The organism is Mesorhizobium sp. M0615 (genome assembly GCF_040320805.1).
Classification (GTDB): domain Bacteria; phylum Pseudomonadota; class Alphaproteobacteria; order Rhizobiales; family Rhizobiaceae; genus Mesorhizobium.
Genome location: NZ_JAMYQI010000022.1, coordinates 70,367 through 78,263, shown reverse-complemented (window position 1 = coordinate 78,263; position 7,897 = coordinate 70,367). Strand labels below are relative to the sequence as shown.

Here is a 7,897-nt window from a genome sequence, read left to right as displayed (position 1 = left end):
GGGTCTTCTACAACACACCCTCTCTTTCTTTCTCTGCCCACCCCCCCCCCCCCCCCCCCCCCCCCCCCCCCCCCCCCCCCCCGCCCCCGGCGCGCCCCCCCCCCCCCCCCCCCCCTGGGGGGTGCCTCGCGCCGGGTCTCGGGCGAAGAAGCCCAATCCCCTGAATCGCTTGGCGCCATCTATTCAACGAACACCTTCACGCTTGCCGCGCGTCCTACGGCGTCGATGACGGTGAGCGTCGAATAGCCGGCGCCGTCGGGCAGCCAGGTCGCGGTGCGGCGGCGGTCGATGCCGACGAGCGGCTTGCCATTGGCCAGCCAGCGGAACGGCGCGCGGCCGCCTTGCAGTTTCAGCACCAGCGGCGAGGCCTCGGCGGAATTGGTGGCGAGATCGACGCGGGCGCCGTTGGGCGGGAAAATGATCATTGGCGCCGGTTCCGTCGGGCCTGCCTGCACCAGTCCGTCGGCGCCGGCGCCGAAGCGCGCCAATGTCACCGGCAGGTCTTCGCGCCTGGCCTTGACGACGCCGGCCGGCTGGCTGGGCAACGGGACGGCGGTGAGGCCTGAACGGACGAAGCCCTCGAACAGGATGGGGGCGGCCGAGACATAGCCGGACAGGCCGGGCACCGCACCGGCATCGGCGCGGCCGACCCACACACCCAGCACGTAGCGGCCGTCGAAGCCGACCGACCAGGCGTCGCGGTAGCCGTAGGACGTGCCGGTCTTGTAGGCGATGCCGCGCTGCAAGGCGCCCTCGGGCGGCTTCACGCCCGACAATATGTCGGTGATCTGCCAGTTCGCCTGGGCGTCGAGGATGGTGGCGGTGGTGCGCTCGGCATTGGCCGGCTCGGTGCCGTCATGCAGCGTGTTTGCCTTGCCGCCATTGGCGAGGCCGGTATAGAGCTGGACGAGATCGCGCAGCGTTACGCCGACGCCTCCGAGGCCGATGGCGAGGCCCGGCGCCTCGTTGACCGGTAGCACCGGGCTGACGCCGGCCTGGCGGAAGCGCGCCATCAGCCGTGCCGGGCCGACAGAGTCGAGCACGCGGATTGCCGGCACGTTGAGCGATAGCTGCAGCGCCTGGCGGATCGAGACATCCCCCTGATAGCCCATGTCGAAATTCTTCGGCCGGTAGCCGCCGAAATCGACCGGTCTGTCCTCGATCAGCATTTCCTGCGCCACCAGCCCCTGCTCGAAGGCGAGGCCATAGATGAACGGCTTAAGCGTAGAGCCGGGCGACCGCACGATCCTGGTCATGTCGATCCAGCCGGAACGGCTGGCGTCGAAGAAATCGGCAGAGCCGACTTCGCCGAGGATGTCACCGGTGCGGGCATCGGCCATCACCATGGCGACGGAGAGGCGCGGCCCAAGTTTGATCGCGGCATCGCGCGCCACCTGCTCCAGTCCTTGCTGGACGCTTTTGCGGATCGTCAGCTGCAGCGGCTTGCCGGGGACGGCCTTGGGCAGCATGGCGTAGGCGGCGTGTGGCGCCAGCGCCGGCAATTTGCGGCGCAGGCCCGAGACATCGTCTAGTGCGGCGCGCGCGGCTTCGCGCTCGCCGAGCAGGCCAGCTGATACCATGCGGGTCAGCACGCGGTCGCGGGCGGCATGAGCGATGGTGAGATTGCGGTCGGGACGGCGCTTTTCCGGCAATTGCGGCAAGGCGACGAGCAGGGCTGCTTCCGAGACGGTCAGCCGCTTCGGCTCTTTGCCGAAATAGGCGAGCGAGGCGGCACGCACGCCTTCGAGATTGCCGCCATAGGGCGCCAAGGTCAGGTAGCGTTCGAGGATCTCCTGCTTGGACAGGCGCCGCTCGATCTGGATGGCGCGCAGCATCTGCTTGATCTTCGAGCCGAGGCTGCGGTTTTCGCGTGGCTCGATCAGCCGGGCAAGCTGCATCGACAGGGTCGAGCCGCCGGAGACGATATGGCCGCTGGTGGCGAACTGGCCGGCGGCGCGCGCCAGCGCCAGCACATCGACGCCATCATGGTCCCAAAAGCGCTTGTCTTCATAGGTGACCAGCATGTCGACGAACTGCTTGTCGACCTGGTCGAGATGAGTGTCGAGCCGCCAGTAACCGTCCGGCGTGGCGAAGGCGCGCAACAGCTGGCCGTCGCGGTCCTGGACCTCGGTGGAGACGGTGAGCCTTCCGGGCAGCGGCGGCGGAAAAGCGCGGTCGAGTTCCCAGAGAGAAGCGGCAGCGATCGCCGCAAGGCCGACGAGGGAGGCGGCGGCGATGCCTGTTCGACGGAGAAATTTTCTGGAGAGCATGGTGGTGCCCTTCATCCGCCTGCCGGCTCCTTCTCTCCGCATAGCGGGGAGAAGGAGATGGTCGCGGACATCGGCGTGTTCATCTTCGTCAAGGCGCCTTACGGCGCCTTGATCTCCATCATGCCGGTGGCGGTGCGGGCCGAATATTGCGGCCGGTACATGTCCTCCACCGTGGCCGCCGGATGGGCGTAGGTGCCCGGCGTCACCGCACGCACGACATAGGCCAGCATGATGTTACGGTCGCCATCGCCATCATTGGGATTGAATGCCGCGACGAAACGGTCGTCGCGGAATTCGAGATGGGCGGCGTCGGTTTGCGCCAGCCAGGTGAAGTTCGACAGCTGGGCGCTGGAAACAAGGCCCGGATTGTCGATCTCGAAGCCGGCCGGCAACAGGTCGGTGATCAGCAGGCGCGAAGGCCAGCGGTTCTGCTCGTAAACCTTGAGCACGACCACGTAGCGTTCGTTCTGCGTCGCCTCGGTGACGTTGGCTTCGGTGCCATCGAGCTTGTAGTAGGTGCGGTCGATGGTGAAGCCGTCGCCGCCGGCCGGCAAGGGCTCTACCGGCGAGGCGACCGTGGTGACGACCGCCTGCAGCGGCGTGGCGCCGGTGTTGGCGATGGTCAGCGGGCTGTCGGCAATGTCGGTGCCGCTGAGGTGGTTGGAATATCCACCTGCATGCGGCGCGCCGTTGACCGACAGCGTGATAGAGTCGTTGCCCGACTTCAGCGCGCGGGCCGCCAGAAGCATCCAGGACTCGTCCTGCGTGCTGGTCCAGCGGGCATCGGCGCGTTCCCTTGCCACCAGCCGGATCAGCTCCGGCACGATGGTCGGCACCGGCTTCGATTCGGCGGCGAGCGCCAGGATCGCGGCGCCATCACGCAGCCGCGAGCCATAGTCGGACCGGTAGTAGTCGTATTCGGTGGTCGACTTGGCCAGCTGCAGCGCCGTCTGGAAGGTTGCTTCCGAACGCTGCGCGTCGCCGTAGAGCGCTAGGCTCGCCGCCAACTGGGCGACGGCCATCGGGCTCGAGAAGGCTTCGAGCTTGGTGTCGGCGTAGTAGCGCAGATCGCCGACCGAGGCCTTCTTGTTGCGGGCCAGAACATAGAGCGCGTAGGCGATTTCGCTGCCGCGATCCTGGACGTCCTGGTCGTAACCGACCGAGTTTTGCAGATTGCTCAGCGCCTGGCTCATCGCCAGCGCCGGCACGTCGTAGTTCTGCTCGCGCGCCCGGGTCAGGAAGTCGGTGACGTAAGAGTCAAGCCACAGATCGCCGGAGCCCGGACCCCACAGGCCGAAGCTGCCGGCCGAAGCCTGGTAGCTCAGCACCTTGTAGATGGCGGCCTGCACGCGGCCGTGCAGTTCGGGATCGCTTTGCATGCCAACGCCGGACGCCAGATCGTTGACGTAGAGAAGCGGCATGGCGCGGCTGGTGGTCTGCTCGGCGCAACCATAGGGGTAGCGGTCGAGCGTCATCAGCAGCGACGGCACGTCGAAGGCGGCAGCCTGCGAAACGCCGACACTGATCGAGGCGCCGTCGAGCAGGCTTGCCGCGAGCAGCTCCTTGTCGACGCGCAGCGAGCCGCCATTGCCCTTGAGGTCGACGACCAGACGGGTGGTGACCGGCAATTGCGCCGGACGCACCGGAACATACAGCGTCTGCTCGACGGCGGTGCCGTCGCCATGGGCGAGCTTGATGGTGATCGAGGCATTGCCCGCCGTCTGTGCAATCAGCGGCACGGTCAGCGTCTGGCGCTTGCCCTTGGCCAGCGTCAGCTTTTCGGGCAAGGGCTTGTCGCCGGTCGAGAGGTCGCCGGTCGTGGCGATCGACAGGGCATAGTCGCCCTCCGGACCGTCGGTGTCGGCGACATCGAGCCGCATGATCGCTGCATCTCCAGGCGCCAGGAAGCGGGGCAGGCCGGCGGTGATCACCACCGGATCGCGCACGATGACATCGGTCGTGGCATGGCCGACGGCCTCCTTGGTCCAGGCGACGGCCATGACGCGCACGGTGCCGTTGAACTGCGGGATGTCGAAGTCGATCCTCGCCTTGCCGTCGGCGTCGAGCTGGACCGGGCCGGAGAAGAAGGCGACCAGCTTTTCGGTCGGCGGACTGCCTTGCGGCTGCATCGAGGCGCCGTCGCCGCCGGTCCTGAGCTTGCCGGTGGTGCCGAGCGAGCCGTCGATGAGACGGCCATAGATGTCGCGGACTTCAAGCCCGAGCATGCGCTGGCCGAAATACCAGCCCTCCGGATCCGGCGCCTTGTAGTTGGTGAGGTTCAAAATGCCGACATCCACGGCAGCAACCGTCACATAGGCATTGCTGCCCGGTGCTACGCCGGCGACCGAAACCGGGATCGACAACTGCTGGCGCGGCATCGTCTTGTCCGGCGGCGTCAGGGTGACGGCGAGCTTTTTCGAGCCTGGGTCGACCGTCAGCCATTTTACGCCGATGGCGCGCGCCGGCATGCGGGTTTCCTGCGCATCGCCGGGCCGGAACAGGGTTGCGGTGATGTAGGCGCCGGCGCCCCAGTCGTCACCGACCGGGATATCGACCGTGCTGCCGCCGGCCGGCATGGTTGCCGTGACGGTCTTGAGCAGCTTGTCGGCGCCAATGGTGACCAGCAGTTCGCCGGCAAAATGCGGCGACACTTTCAGCTTGGCCACGTCGCCGACGGCATAGCTGTCCTTGTCGAGAGCGATCTCGAGCCCGTCAGGCGTTTCGGTGGAGGTCGAGGAGACATACCAGCCGGCGTCGAACTCATAGCTGGTCGCCGGGCCCTCGGGATCGGCAGTCTCGATCTCGAGCCGGTACTGGCCCCAGTCGACCGGCATCGTCACGGTCGCCTCGGCATCGGCGCTGAGATCGACCTGGCCGTTGGCGATCGACTTGGTGAAGGTGACCGGTTCGTAGTTCCACGAGTTGTTGTTGCGATACCACTGGTAATTGCGTTCGACCTTGACCAGCGACCACTGCGCGCCCTTCAGCGTCTCGCGCTTGCCGTCGGGATCGACCGCGATGAGGCTGAATTTGGCGGTGCCGCCCTGCGGCACCTCATTGTCGGCGAAATCGGGACGAATGCCGATCATGTGGCCTTGCGGGCGGATGCCGATGTTGAGCGAGCGCTCGATGGCGCGGCCGCCGGTTTCGCGCATGCGAACCGTGACCTTGGCGTCGACCAGCTTGGTGGTCGCGGGCAATTGGTCGACCGTGACCCGGAAGGTCGCCTTGCCGTCGTCGCCGACCACCGGCAGACCGGTGAACGGGGTGACCGAAGGCTCGGCCGACTGCTCGTCGGCAAGGCCGAACGAATAGCCGGCGAAACGGTCCCAGTCGCGCGCCGTCGACAGCGTCAGCTCGCCTTCGAGCGCGAGGCCGGCGGCCGGCGCGCCATAGAGGAAGCGGCCGTCAATGTCGATGGTCGCGGTTTCGCCCTGTGCGATCTCCTGCTTGTCGGACTTCATGTCGAACTCGATGCGATCCGGCACGAAGTCTTCGACCAGGAACATCTGGCTGGAAACGGCCGCCTGCTTGGGATCGGTATAGATCGACACCGTCCAGGTGCCGCGCATGGCGTTGGCTTCCAGCGGCAGGTCGACGGCATAGCCGCCGGCCGAGACGCCATCGGCAACGATGCGGCGGTTCTCGACGCCGTCGGGACGGGTGAAGATGAAGGTCAGCGGCAGGTTTTCCACCGCTTTGGAGGCGCCGTCGCGGGCAAGGGCTGCGACATGCACATCCTCGCCGGCGCGGTAGATGCCGCGTTCGGTCCAGGCATAGACATCGAGCGCGCCCGGTGCGGCGCGTCCGGCGACGCCGCGATCGGACAGATCGAAGCCGGCGCGGCCCATGTCGAGGAAGACGAAATCGTTGTCGCCCTGCTTGGCCATCAGAACGGCCGGCACCATGCCGCCGTCGCCGCGCGTCAGGCCGGGGTTGAAGACAGCATGGCCTTCGGCGTCCGACGTGGCTGTGCCGAGAATTTCATTGTTCCTGGCCAGCAGCGTCAGTTCGGCGCCGGCGATCGGCTTGGCGGTTCCGAGCGAGCGGGCAAAGACATTGAGGCCATCCTGGCCGGTATAGGTCGACAGGCCGATGTCGGAGACGACGAACCACTGCGTGGCAAGCGAATTGTAATTGTCCTCGTCATTTTCATTTACCGCTTGCGCGGTCAGCACGTAGACGCCGGGCTTGCGCTGCGGCAAGGCTTCGTCGACCGGGAACGAAGTCGTGACGTCCTTGTTGAGGTCGTTGGCGATATCGAGCTGCCCCTGCCAGACCGGCTCACCCATCTGGTCGGAAATGCTGGAGATATCATAGCCGTCGAGCTGCTTCAGGAACTGATAGCCGGACAGAAGCTGCGCGAGCGAACGATCGCCGATACGGTAGAGCTTCATCTGCGCGGTGTTCATGTTGACGGTGACGATGGGGATGCCACGGCGGGCGCCGGCGGGCAGCACGAAGCTGTCGCCGGTGAAGCGGGCGGACGGCGCGCGGTCCTGCACATAGATCGACAGTACGACCGGAGCGGCGGTGACCTCGCCAATGGCGGCCGGCAGACCGGCGCGGAAGGTCACTTCGTAATGTTGGCCGTGCTCCAGGCCTTCGACGCAGATCTGCTTGTCCTTGGCCTCGACGCCCTTGGGCGGCTGGTTGTCGACGGTGACGAACTGGGCGTAGTCGACGCCGGTCTTGACCAGCTCCTCGGAAAACTGCGCGCAAATGCGCGGCGCGCTGGTGTCGGCGTCGATCGAGTGATCGATGACGCGGAAGCCCTTGCGGGCCTTGAGATCCTCATATTCGGCCTTGACCGCCGGCGAACTGACCAGCGCGAGGCTGGCTTCATAAGCCTGCAGGGCTGGACGGTAGAGATCGCGGCGGTCGAGGCCGTTGCCGAGCAGCGCCAGCACTTCGGCGCGGGTCTTGGTGGTGCGCAGCAATTTGTAGGCGTTGATGGCGGCGGAGGTGCCTTTGACCGGCAGATTGTAGGATTCGGAGGTGCCGCTGGCCGGCTGTATGGCAAGCGTTTCACGCGCCAGACCGAGCCAAAGCTGGCCGTCGTCAGGCAGGACCGAGACCGCGGCCTCGTATTTGTTCATGGCCTGGCCATGGTCGCCGGTCAGTGCAGCCTGTTCGGCGGCGGCGCGGAGTGATTCCAGCCCGTCGGTCGGCTTGTCATAGGCCGGATCGGTCAGCTTGTTGCGGTATTGCTGGGCCTGGTCGGCCATCCAGTTGGGGAAGAAGGCGAGTTCCGGCGGGGCGCCGATATCGGGGTCGCCATCGACATTGACGACCTTGCCCGCGACCGCGCCGCTGAAGGGTTTCAACTGGTTATAGTCGGACTTTAGGAAGCACCATTTGGCCTTGTTGTTGTAAGTAAAGGCGCGGCAGGCGGGGTCGCCGAGGCATGTCGTCTTGCACTGATCGAGGCTGACATTCTGGTCCGATCTGAGATCGAAGCCGAAATAGTCGGAATTATTTGAGGTCACCACCCGGCGGGCTTCGGCCGCTTGCGCTACAGACCCCCAGGCGAAAATGAGAAGAATCAAGATCGACAGACCACGAGCCGCCGCGCGCATTGCCATAACACCCTCCAGACACTGCTACGTCCGCGGCATGTTCAAGCT

The 7,897-nt window shown here is 66.1% G+C and carries 2 protein-coding genes; both read right to left on the bottom strand.

Annotated elements, in window-relative coordinates; translation table 11 throughout:
* Positions 1 to 179: 179 nt before the first annotated feature.
* A complete protein-coding gene (gene pbpC / locus NKI46_RS28390) occupies positions 180 to 2,285 on the bottom strand; it encodes a penicillin-binding protein 1C (RefSeq protein ID WP_031245218.1) in 2,106 nt (701 codons plus the stop codon).
* 83 nt (positions 2,286 to 2,368) lie between these two features.
* Entirely contained in the window at positions 2,369 to 7,855 is a 5,487-nt protein-coding gene (locus tag NKI46_RS28385) for an alpha-2-macroglobulin family protein (protein WP_352749115.1), read from the bottom strand.
* Between the last annotated feature and the right edge of the window lie 42 nt (positions 7,856 to 7,897).

Excerpts from the sequence above, each read along its gene's own strand:
- pbpC (WP_031245218.1), bottom strand. The coding sequence starts at position 2,285 with ATGAAGGGCACCACCATGCTCTCCAGAAAATTTCTCCGTCGAACAGGC.
- NKI46_RS28385 (WP_352749115.1), bottom strand. The coding sequence starts at position 7,855 with ATGGCAATGCGCGCGGCGGCTCGTGGTCTGTCGATCTTGATTCTTCTC.